This is a genomic window from Sutterella sp. KLE1602 (genome assembly GCF_001578585.1).
In the GTDB taxonomy this organism is placed as follows: domain Bacteria; phylum Pseudomonadota; class Gammaproteobacteria; order Burkholderiales; family Burkholderiaceae_F; genus Sutterella; species Sutterella wadsworthensis_A.
Genome location: NZ_KQ968496.1, coordinates 77,778 through 95,000 on the forward strand (window position 1 = coordinate 77,778; position 17,223 = coordinate 95,000).

Here is a 17,223-nt window from a genome sequence, read left to right on the forward strand (position 1 = left end):
GTCCCCTTTCAGGGAGAAAGTGATCGTGTCGTCAGGCGCCCTGGCGGATCAGGTAGTCGAAGGCGCTCAGAGAGGCCTTGGCGCCTTCGCCGAGGGCGATGACGATCTGCTTGTAGGGAACCGAGGTGCAGTCGCCGGCGGCAAAGAGACCGGGGGCCGACGTCGTGCAGCGGTCGGAGACGGCGACTTCGCCGTACGCGTTGAGCTCGACAGCGCCGTCAAGCCATTCGGTGTTGGGCTTGAGGCCGATCTGCACGAAGCAGCCGTCGACGTCGATGGATTCGGTCTCGCCCGTTTCCCTGTTGAGGTAGAAGAGCTTTTCAAGCTTGTTCGAGCCCGTGAGCTTGGAGGTGCTGGCACGGTACTTGACGGTGACGTTCGGGAGCGAGAGGAGCTTTTCCTGAAGCACCTTGTCGGCGGTGAGCTCGGAGCCGCGCTGCAGAAGCACGACAGAGGAGGCAATGCCGGCGAGGTCGATGGCGGCCTCGACGCCGGAGTTGCCGCCGCCGACCACGGCGACGCGCTTGCCCTTGAAGAGCGGGCCGTCGCAGTGCGGGCAGTAGGCCACGCCGCGGCCCTTGAATTCCTCTTCGCCGGGCACTTCAAGCTGCTTCCATCGGGCGCCGGAGGCGGCGATGATGGTCTTGGAGCGGAGTTCGGAGCCGTTTTCGAGCACGAGCCTCCACATGTCGCCCTCGCGTTCGATCTTTGCGACGGAGTGCGGGGTGATGATGTCGATGTCGTAGGACTTCAAATGCGCCGTGAAGTTGCCGGCGAGCGCGGTGCCGTCCGTCTTGAGGATGGACGTGAAGTTCTCGATGTCGGCGGTTTCGTTCACCTGGCCGCCGAGGCGGTCGGCAACGATGCCCGTACGCAGGCCCTTGCGGGCGGCGTAGATGGCGGCCGTGCTGCCCGCCGGGCCGCTGCCGACAACGAGTACGTCAAAAGGGGCTTTGGCGCTGATCGAGGCCTGAGCCGCTTCGGCGACGGACGTGTCGAGCTTGGCGAGGATTTCGGAGAGCTCGCGGCGGCCGGAGAGGAAGGACTGGCCGTTGAGGAAGACCGTCGGAACGGCCATCACGTTGCGGCCTGCGGCCTCCTCGCGGAAGAGCGCTCCGTCGATCACGGTGACGGTGGCGTTCGGGTTGAGGATCGAGATGAGGTCAAGCGCCTGCACGACTTCAGGGCAGTTGTGGCAGGAGAGCGAGATGAAGACCTCGAAGTTGAGCGGGCCCTTGAGGGCTGCGATCTGGCGGGACTCCTCGTCGGAGATCTTGGCGGGATGGCCGCCCGTCTGCAGAAGGGCGAGCACGAAGCTCGTGAATTCATGGCCCATCGGGAGGCAGGCGAAGCGAATGCCTTCGTGACCGCCCTGAGGGGCGACTGTGAAGCTGGGACGGCGAACGGAGGCGTCGGACTCGACCTCGTAGGAGATCTTGTCCGAAAGCTCGGCGACTTCCTTGAGGAGCGCCTCGATGTTGGTGGCGTCCTGCGAGCCGTCAAGGGCGGCCTTGAGCACGATGGGACGGCGGAGTTTGGTGAAGTAGCTCTGCAGCTGGGCTTTGATGTTGGCGTCAAGCATGATGGATGAGGGCATTCGCTTTGAGGATAAGGAAACAGGCCGCCGACCGTATGGGTCTGCGGCCTGTCTGTTTCAGCCGATCGCTGGATTAGATCTTGCCGACGAGGTCAAGGGACGGCGTCAGCGTGGCGGCACCCGGCTGCCACTTGGCCGGGCAGACCTGGCCGGGGTTGGCGGCGACGTACTGGGCGGCCTTCACCTTGCGGAGGAGTTCGGAGGCGTCGCGGCCGATGCCGCCGTCGTGATGTTCCATGATCACGATCTTGCCTTCGGGATTGATCACGAACGTGCCGCGCTCGGCAAGGCCGTCGGCCTCGATGAGCACTTGGAAGTTGCGGGCGAGCGTGGCGGTCGGGTCGCCGATCATCGGGAACTGAACCTTGCCCACGGCGGCGGAGCTTTCATGCCAGGCCTTGTGCGTGAAGTGCGTGTCCGTGGAGACGGCGTAGACCTCAACGCCGAGGGACTTGAATTCGGCGTAGTTTTCGGCGAGGTCTTCGAGTTCCGTCGGGCAGACGAACGTGAAGTCGGCCGGGTAGAAGAAGACGACGGACCAATGACCCTTGAGGGAGGCTTCGGTTAGTTCGACGAATTCGCCGTTGGCGTAGGCCTGGGCCTTGAAGGGAAGGATTTCAGTGTTCAGAAGGGACATTTTGTTAACTCCGGTATGAGACGTGTGAGAAGGAGTCTCATTTGTTGATGGGGTTATCTTAGCTAACTTTTATACCTGTGTCAACAGAATAAGTAAAAAACTATTGCGATGAATCGAAAAATCCCGCCCTGGAGGGGCGGGAGTCGTTCAGTTCTTGAAGCGGCGGCGGAATTCCTGCTTGAGGTTCGGCGCCAGCCTTTCGAGTGCGTCCATGGTGGAGAAGATGGACGCGCGGCCGCGCTGCGAGAGGTCGCGAAAGCGCGAGAGAAGTTCGTTTTCCTCAGCCACGGGCACGTGACGTTCGGCCGTGATGATGAACATGACGTCGAAGCCGCAGGCGGCAAGACGGGGCAGGCGGTAGACGCCAGGATCGTCGTCGCCGTTTTCGAAGCGTTCGTAGGCGGGGATTGGAACGCCGAGCAGCTGTGCGATCTGCTGCTTCGTATAGCCAAGTCGTTCGCGTTCGTGGCGGAGGCGTTCTCCGATTTCCTGACGCTTTTTTGTGGAGGTCGTGGCCATGACAGCGTGGTTGTGGAGTTGTTGGGACGCCGTTCAGTATAACGGCATACGGAAAGAAAACGGGAGGCTGCCCCGAAGGCAGCCTCCCGTTGAAGTTCATGATGCGTCTTCGACGATCAGACGTTGAAGAGGAAGTTCATGACGTCGCCGTCCTGAACGATGTAGTCCTTGCCTTCGGCGCGCATCTTGCCGGCTTCCTGAGCGCCCTTTTCACCCTTGAAGGCAATGAAGTCTTCGTAGGCGATCGTCTGGGCGCGGATGAAGCCGCGTTCGAAGTCGGTGTGGATGACGCCGGCGGCCTGCGGGGCGGTGTCGCCCTTGTGGATCGTCCAGGCGCGGACTTCCTTGACGCCGGCCGTGAAGTAGGTTTGCAGGCCGAGCAGGTCGTAGCCCGCGCGGATGACGCGGTCGAGGCCAGGTTCGGTCATGCCCATGTCTGCGAGGAACATTTCCTTGTCCTCGTCGTCGAGGTCGGCGATGTCGGCCTCGGTCTTGGCGCAGACGGCCACGACGGGGGAGTGCTCGGAGGCGGCGAATTCACGCACGGCGTCGAGCAGCGGATTGTTTTCAAAGCCGTGGTCCTCGACGTTGGCGACGTACATCGTCGGCTTGATCGTGAGGAGGAAGAGCGGGCGCACGACGGCGATCTCTTCGGGCGTGAGCTTCACGGAACGGGCAGCACGGCCTTCGTTGAGGGCGGGCAGGAGCTTCTCGAGCACGAGCACGAGCTTGAGGGCTTCCTTGTCGCCGCCGGAGCGGGCCTGCTTGCTGTAGCGGTTGAGGGCCTTTTCGACGGTCTGAAGGTCGGCGAGGGCGAGTTCGGTGTTGATGACGTTGATGTCGTCAAGCGGATCGACCTTGCCGGAGACGTGAACGATGTTGTCGTCGGTGAAGCAACGGACGATGTGGGCGATGGCGTCGCACTCGCGGATGTTGGCGAGGAACTGGTTGCCGAGGCCTTCGCCCTTGCTGGCGCCGGCGACGAGGCCGGCGATGTCGACGAATTCGACGGCGGCCGGGACGACGCGTTCGGGATGAACGATTTCGGAGAGCGCCTTCAGGCGGGGATCGGGAACTTCAACGACGCCGACGTTCGGTTCAATGGTGCAGAAAGGATAGTTTTCGGCAGCAATGCCGGCTTTGGTAAGCGCATTGAAGATCGTCGACTTGCCGACGTTGGGAAGGCCTACGATGCCACACTTCAAACCCATGGTGAATCTCTGTTGAAATCAAAAAAAAGTTGCAGACAAAATCGTCCGGAAAATCATTCTATTTTAGCAAGCGGGATCTTCTTGCGTCTTGAGAGAGGCAAGAAGATCGAGGTCGTTCTCGGTGAGAACGCGTACGCCTGCATCCGAAAGTAGTTCGGCGGTGAGGCCGCGGCCCGCGACGAGGGTGCCCGTAAAGGTGCCGTCGTAGACCTGGCCGAAGCCGCAGGAGGGGCTCTTGGCCTTGAGGAGCGCAAGCCTGACGCCGTTCTCGCGGCAGAGGTCGGCCGCAATGCGGGCGCCCTTCATGAAGCAGGCCGTGTTGTCCCTGCCGTCCGCGGCCATGATGTGGTCGCGTCCTTCAAGCACGCCGCGGGCCGTGCCCCGGATTTCGGAGGGCGTGCGCGGCGTGGGAAGTCCGCCGTCGCTCTCGGGGCAGACGCTGATCCAACAGTCGTCTCCGATGCCTGCGGCGCGCAGGGGGGGCCTGAGGTCCGTCTTCACCCTGCCGTCGTATCGGCAGGGCTCGCCGAGCAGGCAGCGGCTCACGAGCAGCTTCATTCGGCGGCCTTCTTGGGCGGCTTGGGCGGATTGCCGTACTTGGCAAGACGGCGGGAGACACCCGTGAAGTCGCCTTCTGCAAGAGGACCGGCCTCCTTGAGGGCAATGCCGATGCAGTCTTCGATGGCGGCCTCGTGTTCGGAGGACGGTGCCGAGAGCACGAAGTCGGCCACCTGCTGGGCCATGCCGAGCGTGCGCGGATGCCCCGTGCCGAGCCTCAGGCGCCAGAAGTTCGGCGTGGAGAGCTTGGCGGAGATGTCCTTGAGGCCGTTGTGACCGGCATTGCCGCCGCCCTGCTTGATCTTCATGCAGCCGGGAGGCAGGTCAAGCTCGTCGTGAACGACGAGGATCTGATCGGGCGTGATCTTGTAGTAGAGCGCAAGCGCCACCACGGCGTCGCCCGAGCGGTTCATGTAGGTCGAGGGCTTGAGAAGCCAGACGTCGCTGTCGCCGATCCGCGTCCTGCAGACCTCGCCCTGGAACTTCCGCTCGTCGCGGAAGAAGGCGCCCGTCTTGCGCGCGAGCTCGTCGACGAACCAGAAGCCGGCGTTGTGGCGGGTGCGGGCGTATTCGCTGCCCGGATTGCCGAGGCCGACGATCAATCGAATTCCTTGTTCGGTCATGACGTTCAATGCGTGAAAAGGCCGGCAGAGCCGGCCGTGGAAAACTGGGTCCGGAGCGTCTCGAAGGAGACTGTCCGGACCTGCGTCATTTTAGCGGCGGGGACCGCGCTTGTCGTAGCCGCCTTCACGACGGAAGTCGCGCTTGGTCTTGGCGCCGCGGTATTCGCGGGAGTCGTCGCGCTGCTGCCAGCCGCGGTCTTCGCCGCGTTCACGGCGGTACTCGCCTCGGCCTTCACCACGACCTTCGATGCGGAAGTCACCGCGGTCTTCGCGCGGCTCGCGGCGCGGGCGGTCGAGCTTGACCGTGGTTTCACGGCCCTTGAAGCGCACGCCTTCCATGGCGTCGATGATCTGCTCGACGCGGTCGGAGTCGACTTCAACGATCGTGAAGCGGTCGGTGATGTCGATGGCGCCGATGCACTTGGACGGAACGCCGGCTTCGTTGGCGATGGCCCCGACGATGTCGGACGGACGAATGCCGAGGTCGCGGCCGGCGCCGACGAAGAGGCGCGTCATGCCTTCTTCGGGAGCCTCGCGGCGTTCACGGCGCGGAGCGCGTTCGCCGCGCACGGGCTTGTCGCCGCGTTCGCGGCGGGGACGCTCGAAGGGCGAGTAGGCGGGGATTTCCGTATCGTCGTCGTTCGCGCCTTCGTTTTCCTGGGCGAGCTTCATGGCGGCGGCAGCCACGTCGAACGGGTCGTACTCTTCGCAGAGGGACTCGACGACGACGCGGAAGCGGTCGAGGTCGCCCGCCTCGAGGATTTCGGCGAGGGAGCCGCGCATCATTTCGAGACGGCGGGCGCGCACGTCCGTGGCGGACGGCACGGAGCGCACTTCGATGCGGGCCTTCGTGATGCCCTCGATGGCGCGCAGGTGACGATGTTCGCGCGGCTCGAGAATGGTGATGGCGGTGCCGGTGCGGCCGGCGCGGCCCGTGCGGCCGATGCGGTGCACGTACGTCTCGTAGGAGGCGGGAATGCCGAAGTTGATGACGTGCGTAAGGTTTTCAAGGTCGATGCCGCGGGCGGCGACGTCGGTCGCCACGATGGCGTCGATCTGGCCGGAGCGGGCGCGCTTCATGACGCGGTCGCGGGTCGGCTGGTCAAGACCGCCGTGAAGGGCCTCGACGCTGAAGCCGCGGGCGCGAAGCGATTCCGTGAGGTCGTCCACCTCCATGCGGGTGCGCGTGAAGATGATGGCGAGCTCGGGGGCCTCGAGGTCGAGGATGCGGCCGAGCGCGGTCGTGCGGTAGTTGTGGCCCACGACGTAGGCGATCTGCGGGACGCGGGGCGTTTCGCCTTCGGCAGTCTTTTCCTTGGCGATCGTGATGCGGACCGGGTCGACGAGGCGGGCTTCGGCGATGCGGGCGATCTTCGGGGGCAGCGTGGCGGAGAAGAGAGCCGTCTGCACGTGGCCGGGAAGGGCGTCGAAGATGGCGTCGAGCTCGTCGGCAAAGCCCAGATCGAGCATTTCGTCGGCTTCGTCAAGCACGACGGCCTTGATGTTCGTGAGGTCGAGCGTGCCGCGGCCGATGTGGTCGAGCGCGCGGCCCGGCGTGGCGACGACGACGTGCGTGCCACGGCGCAGGGCACGGATCTGGCGGCTGTAGTCCTGACCGCCGTAGATCGGGGTCACGAGCACGCCGGCCTTGCGGCCGTAGTTGTGGAACGCCTCGCTCACCTGCAGGCAGAGTTCACGGGTCGGGGTGAGAACGAGGACGAGCGGCGCATCGGCTTCCTGACCGAGCACGTGGCGCTCAAGGAGCGGAAGCGAGAAGGCGGCGGTCTTGCCCGTGCCCGTGGCGGCGCGGCCGAGCACGTCGGCGCCGGTCAGGAGGGCGGGAATGGCCTCGTTCTGAATGGGGGTGGGTTCCTCGAAGCCGAGTTCGGTCAGGGAGGAAACGATGGAGTCGGACAGGCCGAGTTCGGAGAAAGTCGTCATGAGTTCGTGTTGAAAATGTTCTGACGGCCGCCCGCAGGTATGCAGGGAAGCAAGACGGACATGGCGGACGTCGGGAGAAGGGAATGGATCCGTTTTCCCCGCACATAACGAACGACGCGAACTTTCTGAAAGGGGCAAACGGCTTGTGGCGGCGCTTCAGGCAGCGGCCGCGGAGGTGTGGAAGACCGCGAGACGGTCTTCGGAAGGGGCGGGCCCTTCGTACAAAAAAGATCCGCAGGGAGTAGGTCCCTGCGGATCCTGTCAAAGCAACTGAATCAGATCAGAAACTTATTAGGCAGCCGGGGTTTCGGCGGCTTCGCCTTCAGCGGAGGGGACTTCTTCCTCGACCGGGAGGGCAACCGTGGCGAGCACGATGTCTTCGCCGGACTTGGCGTGGACTTCGATGCCTTCCGGAAGCTGAAGCATGGAGGCGTGGAACGTCTGGCCGGCTTCGAGCTTGGAGAGGTCAACGGTGATGAATTCCGGCAGTTCCTTCGGCATGCAGGTCACTTCGATGGCGGACACGGCATGGGAAACGATGCACTTGGAGACCTTGACGGCCGGGGATTCTTCTTCACCCTGGAAGTGCAGGGGCACGCGCATCGTGACCTTTTCGTTCGGGTTGATGCGCTGGAAGTCGATGTGCATGACCTGCGGCTTGTACGGGTGCATCTGGAAGGCGCGGAGAACGACGAGTTCTTCCTTGCCGTCGAGTTCCATCGTCAGGATCGAGGCGTGGAACTTTTCCTTGCGCAGAGCGTAGAAGATCGGATTGTGTTCGAGCTCGATCGGCGTAGCGGGGAGGTTGCCGCCGTAGACGATGCCCGGCAGCTTGTCCGCGCGGCGAAGGCGGCGGCTCGCACCCGTACCCTGCACGTTACGCGTGGTGGCGATGATGTTCATTGGATTACTCCTAAAAGTTAAGAAAAAAGGTTCCCGCGGTCGCGACCAACTGCGGGAACGAGGAAAAAACTGTTCCTTATTCCGTGAACAGGTTGCTCACGGAGTCTTCGCGGGCGATGCGCGAAAGCGTTTCGCCGATGATCGCGGCGCAGGAGACCTGGCGGATCTTCGGGCAGGCTTCGGCGGCGGCAGACAGCGGAATCGTGTCCGTAACGACTAGCTCGTCGAGAGCGGAATTCATGATGCGTTCAACGGCGGCGCCGGAAAGCACCGGGTGCGTGATGTAGGCGACGACGCGCTTGGCGCCGCGCTCCTTCAGGGCACCGGCGGCGTTGCAGAGCGTGCCGGCCGTGTCAACGATGTCGTCGGTGATGACGCAGGTGCGGCCCTTGACTTCACCGATGATGTTCATGATTTCAGCGACGTTGGCGCGCGGACGGCGCTTGTCGATGATGGCGAGGTCGACTTCGAGAGCCTTGGCCATGGCGCGGGCGCGGACAACGCCGCCGACGTCCGGGGAAACAACCATCAGGTCGTCGTACTTGCGTTCGACGAGGTCGTTGAGAAGAACCGGGGTGGCGTAGATGTTGTCGACCGGGATGTCGAAGAAGCCCTGGATCTGGTCGGCATGGAGGTCCATCGTGAGGACGCGGTCAACGCCGACAGCCTGAAGCATGTTGGCGACGACCTTGGCGGAGATGGCCACGCGCGTGGAACGCGGACGGCGGTCCTGACGGGCATAGCCGTAGTAGGGGATCGCAGCCGTGATGCGGCGGGCGGACGCACGCTTGAGGGCGTCAACCATGATCATGAGTTCCATCAGGTTGTCGTTCGTCGGAGCGCAGGTGCTCTGAAGGATGAAGACGTCCTTGCCGCGCACATTGTCGAGCAGCTGAACCATGACTTCGCCGTCGCTGAAGCGGTTGACGGTGGCGGAGCCAAGGGGAATGTTGAGATATTTCGTGACAGCCTGGGCAAGTTTCGGGTTGGCGTTGCCCGTGAAGACCATCATACTTTCCGGAACCATGGGATCCATGACTTAAGCTCTTTTCGTGGGCGGGGGCTTGCGCTCTCGCAGTTAACAACAGGGAAGCCGTCAGAGTAACACAAAGACGGCCCTGAAAAAAGAAAGGGAGCGCATTTGTTGCCTCCCATCCTCTTTCGTTTTTGTGCTGGCAGGGGTAGAAGGATTCGAACCTTCGAATGCCGGAATCAAAATCCGGTGCCTTAGGCCAGCTTGGCTATACCCCTACCGATTGTTTCTAGTCAAGCCAAGCCGAGAGCGGATGCTCCCGGAGCGACTTTGCGGCAAATCCTTTCCAGCCGTCGGGCAGCTGCGGCAGCCTGTAGCTGCACGGATCGGCGATGACGCCGAAGACGGCGCTGCCGGACCCTGTCATTCTGGCGTCGTGCGTGCCGCAGGCGAGCATTCCGAGACCTTCCGTCACCCTGTGCTCAAGCTCTTGCGCCACATTCTGCAGGTCGTTGTGCCCGTACAGATTCGGCCAGATTTCCAGTGCCTTGCCTGAAAGGATGTCTATTTTCAGTGATTTGGTATCCCTTGTCAAGTTTGGCGCAGCAAAAATCTCGGCCGTGGAAATGCCCCTTCCGGGCCAGATGACGGCGTATGAGGCAGGGGGGATTTCCAGCGGGGTGATGATCTCTCCAATGCCCTCCACGAAGCCCGTTCGGCCGAAAATGAAGAAGGGAACGTCGGCGCCGAGCCTCTCGCCGAGCTCCATCAGGGCGCTGCGCGAAAGGCCGAGTCCGAAGAGCCTGTTGAGGCCGATGAGGACGGTCGCGGCGTCGGAGCTGCCGCCTCCCATGCCCGCTCCCGCGGGAATGCGTTTTTCAACATGGATGCGCACGCCGCTCCTGACGTCGAAGGTCTCCATGAGCAGGCGGGCCGCGCGCACGCAGAGGTCTTTCTCGACGTTGCCGATCACGTCGCCCGTGCGCTCGACGACGGGTTCCTCAAGCCTGAAGAGGTCGATCGTGTCGTGCAGGTCGATGAGCGTGAAGACGGACTCGAGCAGGTGCTTGCCGTCGGGGCGGCGGCCCACGACGTGCAGAAAGAGATTGAGCTTGGCCGGCGCGGGCAGGCCGAGCAGGGCGCTGTCGGACAACATGTCAGTCCTCGTCCATGGTGAGTGTGAGTGAGACGCCTGTGGAGGAAGCGCGGATCGTGCCGGGCATGCCGTCGTCCCTGCGCTTGAGCACGCGGACGCTCCAACCGTATTCGGAGGCGCGGTCGCCCTTCATTGTGAGCCAGCGCTCGAGGGTTTCGACGGGAACGGCGACGCCCGTCGTGCGGAGCATGAGCTCCTCGGCGGTGGCCGCCCTGAGGGGAGACTCGTTCTGCGAGGTTTCGAGCACGGCGCCCGAGGGCGTCACCTCGATGCTTGCCAGAATGCCGTTGAGGGGCGTCATCAGATTGAGGCGCAGGCCTGCGGACGTGCGCCGCAGGCTGAAGCGCCCGTTCACGGCCTCTCGTTCGCCCGAGGCGGACGTCGAGACGAGCGCGAAGCGGCCGTATCTCTCAAAAAGCGGGGGCTGTCCCGTCACGCAGCCTGCGAGCGTCAGCACTGCGGCCGCTGCGGGAAGCGCCAGAAGGATTCGACGTTTCATTTGGTCTTGTAGTTGAGGCGCTTGGCGAGGTCAAGCACGAGGGCGTCCGAGCCCGCGCGCTGCTCGAGCTCGCGGAAGAGCTTCTCCGCCTCGTGGTCGCGGCCCGAGACGGCGAGGATCTCGACGAGGTGACAGGCCACCTCGACGTCGAAGAGGCGCTTGAGGGAGGCGAGCGTGAACTCCGCCGCCTGGTCGTAGCGTCCTTCCTTGAAGCAGAGCCAGCCCATGCTGTCGAGCACGTACGGATCGACGGGCGACAGACGGTAGGCGTGTTCAAGAAGGCGGCGCGCCTCGGGAAGGTTCATGTCTCTGGTCACCCACAGGTAGGCGAGCGCGTTGCCCGCCTGAACGTGGTCGGGATCGTCGGAGAGAATGTCCTTGAGAATGGACTCGGTCTCTTCGAAGTGACCGACGTTCTGGGCGATCATCGCCGTATCGTAGGCGAGGGAGACGTCGTCGGGTTGCTCGGCGAGGGCGGTCTTCATGACGCCAAGGGCGTCCTCGGGCTTGCCTGCCTCGATGAGCATCCGGGCCTCGGCCGTCATGAACAGGTTCAGGTGCTCGGGGTAGTCTTCGGCGGCACCCTGCAGAACGGCGCGGGCGTCGTCGAATCTCTGTGATTCGGCAAGCGCGGCGGCCTCGCGAAGTCTGGCCTGGGGCGCAAGCTCGCCGTCGGTGAGGGAGCCGAGCGCCTCGGCCTCTTCCTCGTGACGACCGTTTTCATGCAGGACGCCCGCCAACTTGAGCCAGATGTCGTTGCTGGAGAAGTCTGCGTCGGGATTCTGCTCGGCCACGAGATCGATGTAGCGGGTGAGGTACTCCTCGGCCTTCGGGAAGTCCCTGCAGTCGGTCGCCACCTGGCCTGCGTTGAGCAGGATGACGGGCTTGTCGGGAGAGGTCTTCACGGCGCGCTTGACGTCAGCCATGGCTTCATCGAGCCTGCCCGTGCGGGAAAGCACGCGGGCGTGAATGAGCCTCACGGCCGAGGCGTCGGGATGTCGGGCCAGAAAGTTCTTGAGGATGTTCTCCGTTCCGGCCCTGTCGGCCTGCCAGCAGAGGTCGGCCGCCGCAGTGAGCACGGGCTCGCTGTCGGGCGAGAGCCTGACGGCGGTTCTGCCTGCGCGGCAGGCGCCGGGAATGTCGCGGCGGGCCTGGCGGAAGAGGCCGACGGCCAACTGGACCCTGGCGTTCTTCGCCTGCTTCTCCCAATAGGGGGAGAGGACTGTTTCAAGAGCGGCGGAGGCGGTTTCGGGCTGGGCGAGGAGCGTCGTGACGTCCGTGATCAGCTCGGCCTTGTCCTCCGCGTCTGCGTACATGCGGGAGAGCAGCTCGACGTATTCGGACTGACGGCCCTTTTCGACGGCGTTGAGGAGAATCGTGCGCCGGGCAAGGCCAGCTTTCGGATCGATCGCGGCCCAGGCGCGCGCCTGTTCAAGCACGATGTCGGGATTGCGGGTCTGAAGGGCGGTGCGCCAGGCGAGTTCGCCCACTTCCGAGGACTTCGTTCGCGCGAGCGTCTGGTCGAGGAGCGCCAGAGCAACCTCGGGCTGCTCCCTGTGCGCGGCGATCTCGGCGGCTATGACTTCATAAAGAGACTGGGCGGCATCGCGCGATTCTGAGGAATGCGCGTCCACGCCGGGGAAGGCCGCCGCGCAGCCTGCGGCTGCGGCGAAGACGGCGAGCACGGCCGCTTTTTTGAATAGTTTTCCGGTCATGAAAGAGTGAAAGCTTGGGAAGCCGTTGGTGTAGAGTGTCTCCGTACTTTACCTCGAAAACTAAAGGAATGCGGCATGCGGGATCCCGAGAAGTTATTTGCAGATGCAATCATCGGCTGGCACGAAGCCTGCGGCAGGCACGACCTGCCGTGGCAGGTCGAGGACTGGTATCCGAGACTTGTCTCGGAGGTGATGCTGCAGCAGACGCAGGTCGTGTCGGTGCTTCCCAAGTACGAGGCCTTCATGACCGCCTTTCCGACGCCCGAGTGTCTGGCGGCTGCGCCCGACGACGACGTCATGGCGCTCTGGGCGGGCCTCGGATACTACTCGCGCGCCCGCAACCTGCTCAAGGCGGTCCGGATCATCGTCAACGAAATGGGCGGGAGATGCCCTGAAACCGCGGCCGAGCTTGAAAAACTTCCGGGACTCGGCCCCTCGACGGCGGGCGCCGTGGCCGCTTTCGCCTTCCGCGAGAGGGCCGTCATGGCGGACGGGAACGCACAGCGCGTGCTCGCGCGCGTGTTCATGGTCGAGGGCAACGCCGCACAGCCCGGCTTCGTGAAGGAGATCAGGACGCTCGCCGCCTCCCTGCTGCCTTCTTCGGAGCTTATGCCGACATATACTCAGGCGCTGATGGACTTCGGCGCCATGCTCTGCAAGCGGAATCCCGACTGCGGGGCCTGTCCTCTGGCGGACTGCTGCGGCGCGCGTCTGGCGGGCAGGGTGGCCGACTTTCCCGGTCGCAAGCCCCGCCGCGAGCGTCCCGTGAGGCATGCGGTGATGGTGTTCGCGTTTGCCGAGAACGGCCTCTGGCTCAGGCGCCGCACGGAAAAGGGCGTCTGGCACGGCCTCTGGACGCCGCCCCTGAGGCAGCAGGACGAGCCCGTGGAGTCGGCGGATCCGCTTTCCGTCTGTCCTGAACTTGAGGGCGGAATTCTCCGCACGATCAGGCTCGAGCCTCTCGTGCACGACTTCACGCATTACCGCCTCATCATTCATTCCGTGGCCGTCGATCTGGCGCAGGGGTTCGCCCCCGAGGGCTTCGAGCTTCTCGGAGAAAAGGAAACGGCGTCGGTGGGAATGCCGACGCCGGTGGTGAAGCTGCTGACGATCTGCAGGGAGGAGCGGGACTTCCGTCCCCTGCTTTTCTGATCTTCTGAATCAGCTGCCTTCGTTCTGGACGGACTTCTCGCCCGACAGCAGGGCCTTCTGCTCGATGATGCGGTGTCGCACGACGACGCCGTCCGTGTCCCTGAAGCGGGCGCCGAGCTCTTCGGCCACGAAGACGGAGCGGTGCTGTCCGCCCGTGCAGCCGACGGCGACGGTCAGATAGTGGCGGTTCTGAGCAATGTAGGCGGGAAGCCACTTGCGGATGAAGCCTTCAATGTCGTCAACCATGTTGATGACGGTCGGGAAGGTGCGAAGGTAGTCGGCGACGGGCTTGTCCCGTCCCGTCAGGGGGCGCAGCGCAGGATCGTAGTAGGGGTTCGGCAGGCAGCGCACGTCGAAGACCAGATCGCTGGCGACGGGAAGGCCGTGCTTGAAGGCGAAGGACTCGAACGTGAGCGTCATCATGGCCTGGGGCTGGCCGACGAACTTCTTCACCCATTCGCGAAGCTGCGAGGAAAGAATGCCGGTGGTGTCCATCAGAGCCGCGCCTGCAGAAATGGGGGCGAGCAGGTCGCGTTCGCGGCTGATGGCCTCCTGAAGCGTGACGAGCTGGTCGCGGCTGGCGGCGAGCGTCGAGAGCGGATGGCGGCGCCTGGTTTCGGAGAAGCGCTTGACGAGCTCCTGATCCGAGGCGGTGAGAAAGAGGATGCGCACGTCGAAGCCCGCCTCCTCGAGTTGTCGGATTGCCTTGAGGGAGCCGTCGAAGGTGCTCTGGCTTCGCGCGTCGATGGCGACGGCGGCGGACTTGATGCCGTGCGTGCGGAGGTCCTGCGCCACGGGGAGCAGGAAGGCGGCGGGCAGGTTGTCGATGCAGTAGTAGCCGCAGTCCTCAAGCTGGCGGATGGCGATGGACTTGCCGCCGCCGGACATGCCGGTCACGATGATGAGTTGCATGGCGTTGCCTCCGTATTGGCGTAGTTTTTTCAGGCGTCTTCGTCGTCTTCGGAGAAGTCGGGCTCGTAGTGAAGGTCGGCGGGAGGCGTCCAGTTGTGAATGAGTTCACAGATCTTGACCTCCGACTCCGCGTGAAGCAGCGCGTTTCTCAGCGGCTTGTTGCCGAAGAGGCAGGCGGCTTCGCGCAGGATCTTCAGGTACATGCCGTCGTCGTTTTCGGGAATGAGCAGGCAGAGGAACAGCTGGACGGGACGGCCGTCGGGCGCATCAAGGGAGAGTGGCGCGGCGGTCCTCAGAAAGACGGCGGCGGGTTCGGTGATGCCCTCGACGCGGCCGTGGGGAAGCGCGCAGCCGCTGCCGAGGCAGGTGGAACCGAGTTTTTCGCGTGCGAAGAGCGCGTCGAAGGCCTCCGTGTGGGAAAGACCAGCGGAGGTTTCGAAGACGAGGCCCGCCTCTTCGTAGAGGCGCTTGCGGCTCACGACGTCGAGGTTAAGGCGAACGGTTTCAAGAGTAAGCAGAGGTGCGAGTAGATTCATGACGCGTCGGACGGCCTTGTGGGACCGTCGAATCGAAAACTTCGTTCAGTGTACCAAAGGGGTGGAGAAGTCAGAGCCTGCGGCGGGAGCGAGCCGAGGGAATGCCTGCGCAGGTGCGGTACTTGGCGACCGTGCGGCGGGCGATGGGCACACCCTGCTTCTGAAGCATTTCGCAGAGCATTTCGTCCGAAAGGGGGGCTCTGGGGTCCTCGGTCTCGATGAGCTTGCAGATCATGGCCTGGATTTCGGAGGCTCCCTGCTCCTCGGCGCCGCTGCCCTGGTTGCTGAAGGAGACGGCGCTGAAGAGCGAGCGCATCTCGACCGTGCCCTGGCTGCAGGCGATGAACTTGCCGGAAACGGCGCGGGAGACCGTGGGAACGGACAGGCCGAGTTCTTCGGCGATCTGGCTGAGCGTCATCGGACGCAGGGCGGCGGGGCCGTGCTCGAAGTAGGCCTGCTGGCGCGTGACGATGGCGTCGGCCAGACGCTGCAGGGTGGCTCGTCTGGCCTCGATGCGCTGAATGAAGGTCTTGGCTTCGCCGAGAAGAACGCGGCGGGTCGAGGGATCGGCCTCGCTCCTGGCGTCGTTGATGCGAAGGCGAAGGCGCAGCTGCAAGGAGCCGTTGAGGTGCGCTGTGCTCACGCCGTTCTGCGTCCTGACGATGACATCGGGAACGATGTAGAGCGTGCTGGATTCTCTGGCGATCGGATAGGGCGAGAGGGTCTTGAGCACGCGCAGCGCCTCGTCGAGAATGGAGGACTTGCCGTTGGCGAGCTTGAGAAGCGCAGGACGGTTGTCGGCGGCCACCTTGTCGAGATGTTTGGAGACGATGCGCTTGAGGGTTTCAAGCGCGGCGGCATGCATGATGGAGGGCTCGATGCGCTCGATCTGCTTCATGAGGGCCTCGACGGGGCCGGCGGTGCCGATGCCCGGAGGATCCATGCTCTGAAGGGTGGCGAGGGCTTCGCGCCACTCGGCGGCGGTCACGTTCTCGACGCCTTCCTCCTTGAGGATGCGCGCGTAGTAGCGCATGAGCGTCTCGAACGGGGACGTGAAGAAGCCCCTGTCGTCGAGCTCCTCGACAAGGCAGGCGACGAGCAGATGCTGGCGCGGCGTGAGCGGCAGGCAGCCGAGATCGGCGAGCAGCTCGTCCCTGAAGGATTCGGGGGCGGGAATGCGCTCGAAGGGCGCTTCGTCGCTGGAGGCGCCCTGCCAGGCCTCGTAGGGCTGGTCGACGGGCGTCTCCGCCTGGGCTGCGTCGAATTCGGAATCATCCTCGCCGCGGTCGTCCCGCCTGTCGTCGTCATGCTCCTGAGCGCGCGCCTGCGGGTCGTCGGAGGCCTGTGCAGGCTCCTCCACTTCAAGCAGGGGGTTGGATTCGAGCATGAGTTCGATTTCGCCGAGAAGCTCCTGCGTGGGCATCTGCAGAATGCGCAGCGACTGCTGCTGCTCCTGGGAGAGAACCTGCTGCTGGGAGAGTGTGGCGAGGAGATGATTTTCCATTTGGCTACATCCGGAAGTTTTCGCCGAGATAGATCTTGCGGACGGCCTGGTCGTTGACGAGCTCGTCGGGCGTGCCCGAGGCGAGCACTTCGCCTTCGTTGATGATGTAGGCGTGGTCGCAGATCGACAGGGTTTCGCGGACGTTGTGGTCGGTGATCAGAACGCCGATGTTGCGCTCCTTGAGGAAGCGCACGATGCGCTGAATCTCGATCACGGCGATCGGGTCGACGCCCGCGAAGGGCTCGTCGAGCAGAATGAAGCGGGGATTGGCGGCAAGGGCGCGGGCGATTTCCGTGCGGCGGCGCTCGCCGCCCGAGAGCGAAATGGCCTGGTTCGTGCGAAGGTGCTGGATCTGCAGCTCTTCGAGCAGCTGGTCGAGCCGCTCCTCGATCACGTCCTTGGAAAGCGGCTTGCCGTCCTCTCCCTCCTGAAGCTCGAGAATGGCGCGGACGTTGTCCTCGACGGAGAGCTTGCGGAAGACGCTTGCCTCCTGGGGCAGATAGGAGAGCCCCATGCGCGCACGCTTGTAGATGGGCATGTGCGTGATGTCCTGACCGTCGAGGCGGATCTGGCCGTCGTCGGCCACGACAAGGCCCACGACCATGTAGAAGGTCGTCGTCTTGCCTGCACCGTTCTTGCCGAGCAGTCCCACGACCTCGCCCGACTTGACGGCGAGGCTGACGCCCTTGACGACGTTTCGGGGCCCGTAGTGCTTCTTGAGGCCGGTCGCCTCGAGCGCGTGGGTGTGGGAATGGCTAACTGTTGCGTTTTCGGTCACGCTGAAGTC

17 protein-coding genes and 1 tRNA gene are annotated in these 17,223 nt (G+C 63.9%); 1 reads left to right on the forward strand and 17 read right to left on the reverse strand.

The window, feature by feature from the left end:
- Positions 1-31: 31 nt before the first annotated feature.
- From ahpF to HMPREF3036_RS02180, 13 genes are all read right to left on the reverse strand, one after another.
- The gene (ahpF, locus tag HMPREF3036_RS02120) at positions 32-1,582 is read right to left on the reverse strand and encodes an alkyl hydroperoxide reductase subunit F (RefSeq protein WP_005433966.1); all 1,551 of its coding nucleotides are present in this window, start codon (positions 1,580-1,582) and stop codon (positions 32-34) included.
- A gap of 88 nt (positions 1,583-1,670) precedes the next feature.
- Positions 1,671-2,234: an alkyl hydroperoxide reductase subunit C gene (gene ahpC, locus HMPREF3036_RS02125; RefSeq protein WP_005433961.1), complete on the reverse strand. Its 564-nt coding sequence runs from the start codon at positions 2,232-2,234 to the stop codon at positions 1,671-1,673.
- Between the two features lie 147 nt (positions 2,235-2,381).
- Positions 2,382-2,753 (reverse strand): helix-turn-helix domain-containing protein, encoded by a 372-nt coding sequence (locus HMPREF3036_RS02130; protein ID WP_005433960.1) that lies wholly within the window; start codon positions 2,751-2,753, stop codon positions 2,382-2,384.
- A gap of 116 nt (positions 2,754-2,869) precedes the next feature.
- Positions 2,870-3,964, reverse strand: coding sequence for a redox-regulated ATPase YchF (gene ychF, locus HMPREF3036_RS02135; RefSeq protein WP_062331133.1), 1,095 nt, complete (start codon positions 3,962-3,964; stop codon positions 2,870-2,872).
- A gap of 63 nt (positions 3,965-4,027) precedes the next feature.
- Positions 4,028-4,522: a 2-thiouracil desulfurase family protein gene (locus tag HMPREF3036_RS02140; protein WP_062331136.1), complete on the reverse strand. Its 495-nt coding sequence runs from the start codon at positions 4,520-4,522 to the stop codon at positions 4,028-4,030.
- A complete protein-coding gene (gene pth / locus HMPREF3036_RS02145; protein WP_038006429.1) occupies positions 4,519-5,145 on the reverse strand; it encodes an aminoacyl-tRNA hydrolase in 627 nt (208 codons plus the stop codon). The genes HMPREF3036_RS02140 and pth overlap by 4 nt, the downstream gene beginning before the upstream one ends.
- A gap of 90 nt (positions 5,146-5,235) precedes the next feature.
- Positions 5,236-7,086, reverse strand: a complete 1,851-nt coding sequence (locus HMPREF3036_RS02150) for a DEAD/DEAH box helicase (protein ID WP_062331140.1) — start codon at positions 7,084-7,086, stop codon at positions 5,236-5,238.
- 291 nt (positions 7,087-7,377) lie between these two features.
- The gene (locus HMPREF3036_RS02155; RefSeq protein ID WP_005433946.1) at positions 7,378-7,989 is read right to left on the reverse strand and encodes a 50S ribosomal protein L25/general stress protein Ctc; all 612 of its coding nucleotides are present in this window, start codon (positions 7,987-7,989) and stop codon (positions 7,378-7,380) included.
- 76 nt (positions 7,990-8,065) lie between these two features.
- Entirely contained in the window at positions 8,066-9,016 is a 951-nt protein-coding gene (locus HMPREF3036_RS02160) for a ribose-phosphate pyrophosphokinase (RefSeq protein WP_038006427.1), read from the reverse strand.
- Positions 9,017-9,162: 146 nt separating this feature from the next.
- Positions 9,163-9,240 (reverse strand) — tRNA-Gln (locus HMPREF3036_RS02165).
- 11 nt (positions 9,241-9,251) lie between these two features.
- Complete coding sequence (gene ispE, locus HMPREF3036_RS02170) at positions 9,252-10,118, reverse strand: 4-(cytidine 5'-diphospho)-2-C-methyl-D-erythritol kinase (protein WP_005433934.1); 867 nt, start codon at positions 10,116-10,118, stop codon at positions 9,252-9,254.
- A 1-nt stretch (position 10,119) separates the two neighbouring features.
- Positions 10,120-10,617, reverse strand: a complete 498-nt coding sequence (locus HMPREF3036_RS02175) for an outer membrane lipoprotein LolB (protein ID WP_005433932.1) — start codon at positions 10,615-10,617, stop codon at positions 10,120-10,122.
- Positions 10,614-12,332 carry a tetratricopeptide repeat protein gene (locus HMPREF3036_RS02180; protein ID WP_082897317.1) on the reverse strand — a complete coding sequence of 573 codons (1,719 nt, stop codon included), beginning with the start codon at positions 12,330-12,332 and terminating at the stop codon, positions 10,614-10,616. Before HMPREF3036_RS02180 ends, HMPREF3036_RS02175 begins: the two co-directional genes overlap by 4 nt.
- Positions 12,333-12,407: 75 nt before the next feature.
- On the opposite strand from HMPREF3036_RS02180, the gene HMPREF3036_RS02185 reads away from it, so the two are divergent.
- A complete protein-coding gene (locus HMPREF3036_RS02185; RefSeq protein ID WP_062331146.1) occupies positions 12,408-13,484 on the forward strand; it encodes an A/G-specific adenine glycosylase in 1,077 nt (358 codons plus the stop codon).
- A 9-nt stretch (positions 13,485-13,493) separates the two neighbouring features.
- Here HMPREF3036_RS02185 and rapZ read toward each other — a convergent pair whose 3' ends face one another.
- The 4 genes from rapZ to lptB all read right to left on the reverse strand — a co-directional run bounded on the left by rapZ (position 13,494) and on the right by lptB (position 17,214).
- A complete protein-coding gene (gene rapZ / locus HMPREF3036_RS02190; protein WP_005433927.1) occupies positions 13,494-14,396 on the reverse strand; it encodes an RNase adapter RapZ in 903 nt (300 codons plus the stop codon).
- A 29-nt stretch (positions 14,397-14,425) separates the two neighbouring features.
- Complete coding sequence (locus tag HMPREF3036_RS02195) at positions 14,426-14,932, reverse strand: PTS sugar transporter subunit IIA (protein ID WP_062331149.1); 507 nt, start codon at positions 14,930-14,932, stop codon at positions 14,426-14,428.
- Positions 14,933-15,002: 70 nt separating this feature from the next.
- The gene (gene rpoN / locus HMPREF3036_RS02200) at positions 15,003-16,436 is read right to left on the reverse strand and encodes an RNA polymerase factor sigma-54 (RefSeq protein ID WP_062331152.1); all 1,434 of its coding nucleotides are present in this window, start codon (positions 16,434-16,436) and stop codon (positions 15,003-15,005) included.
- A gap of 4 nt (positions 16,437-16,440) precedes the next feature.
- Complete coding sequence (gene lptB / locus HMPREF3036_RS02205; protein WP_005433921.1) at positions 16,441-17,214, reverse strand: LPS export ABC transporter ATP-binding protein; 774 nt, start codon at positions 17,212-17,214, stop codon at positions 16,441-16,443.
- Positions 17,215-17,223: the final 9 nt, after the last annotated feature.

Coding starts and splice junctions, on each gene's coding strand:
- ahpF (WP_005433966.1), bottom strand. CDS start 1,582: ATGCTTGACGCCAACATCAAAGCCCAGCTGCAGAGCTACTTCACCAAA.
- ahpC (WP_005433961.1), bottom strand. CDS start 2,234: ATGTCCCTTCTGAACACTGAAATCCTTCCCTTCAAGGCCCAGGCCTAC.
- HMPREF3036_RS02130 (WP_005433960.1), bottom strand. CDS start 2,753: ATGGCCACGACCTCCACAAAAAAGCGTCAGGAAATCGGAGAACGCCTC.
- ychF (WP_062331133.1), bottom strand. CDS start 3,964: ATGGGTTTGAAGTGTGGCATCGTAGGCCTTCCCAACGTCGGCAAGTCG.
- HMPREF3036_RS02140 (WP_062331136.1), bottom strand. CDS start 4,522: ATGAAGCTGCTCGTGAGCCGCTGCCTGCTCGGCGAGCCCTGCCGATAC.
- pth (WP_038006429.1), bottom strand. CDS start 5,145: ATGACCGAACAAGGAATTCGATTGATCGTCGGCCTCGGCAATCCGGGC.
- HMPREF3036_RS02150 (WP_062331140.1), bottom strand. CDS start 7,086: ATGACGACTTTCTCCGAACTCGGCCTGTCCGACTCCATCGTTTCCTCC.
- HMPREF3036_RS02155 (WP_005433946.1), bottom strand. CDS start 7,989: ATGAACATCATCGCCACCACGCGTAACGTGCAGGGTACGGGTGCGAGC.
- HMPREF3036_RS02160 (WP_038006427.1), bottom strand. CDS start 9,016: ATGGTTCCGGAAAGTATGATGGTCTTCACGGGCAACGCCAACCCGAAA.
- ispE (WP_005433934.1), bottom strand. CDS start 10,118: ATGTTGTCCGACAGCGCCCTGCTCGGCCTGCCCGCGCCGGCCAAGCTC.
- HMPREF3036_RS02175 (WP_005433932.1), bottom strand. CDS start 10,617: ATGAAACGTCGAATCCTTCTGGCGCTTCCCGCAGCGGCCGCAGTGCTG.
- HMPREF3036_RS02180 (WP_082897317.1), bottom strand. CDS start 12,332: ATGACCGGAAAACTATTCAAAAAAGCGGCCGTGCTCGCCGTCTTCGCC.
- HMPREF3036_RS02185 (WP_062331146.1), top strand. CDS start 12,408: ATGCGGGATCCCGAGAAGTTATTTGCAGATGCAATCATCGGCTGGCAC.
- rapZ (WP_005433927.1), bottom strand. CDS start 14,396: ATGCAACTCATCATCGTGACCGGCATGTCCGGCGGCGGCAAGTCCATC.
- HMPREF3036_RS02195 (WP_062331149.1), bottom strand. CDS start 14,932: ATGAATCTACTCGCACCTCTGCTTACTCTTGAAACCGTTCGCCTTAAC.
- rpoN (WP_062331152.1), bottom strand. CDS start 16,436: ATGGAAAATCATCTCCTCGCCACACTCTCCCAGCAGCAGGTTCTCTCC.